Annotated in this window: 1 protein-coding gene; it reads right to left on the bottom strand. The window is 67.7% G+C overall.

Features of this window, described 5'->3' with window-relative positions; all coding sequences use genetic code 11:
- The coding region (locus IE94_RS36825; protein WP_037924981.1) for an AMP-binding protein at positions 1 to 337 on the bottom strand (337 nt) is incomplete at both ends.

The raw sequence follows: 337 nt of genomic DNA, 5'->3' as shown, positions 1-337 counted from the left end.
GACGAGTACGGCTGCCTGGGTGACGGCTGGGTGAGAACGCAGGACGGTTTCGATCTCGCCGAGTTCGATGCGGTGGCCGCGGAGTTTGACCTGCTGGTCCGCGCGGCGGAGGTATTCCAGGTCTCCGCTCGCGGTCCAGCGCACGACGTCGCCCGTGCGGTACATACGGGAGCCGGGCGGGCCGTAGGGGTTGGCGGTGAAGCGTTCACCGGTCAGAGCCGGGCGGTTGAGGTACCCACGGGCCACACCAGTGCCCGCGATGTACAGCTCTCCTGCCACTCCTGCCGGTACGGGCTGGAGGTGCTGGTCGAGGACGTAGACCTGTGTGTTGTCCAGG

It is taken from the genome of Streptomyces violaceorubidus (assembly GCF_000717995.1).
Lineage (GTDB): Bacteria > Actinomycetota > Actinomycetes > Streptomycetales > Streptomycetaceae > Streptomyces > Streptomyces violaceorubidus.
Note: the sequence above shows the minus strand (reverse complement) of the source record. Positions and strands in the feature narration are given on the sequence as shown.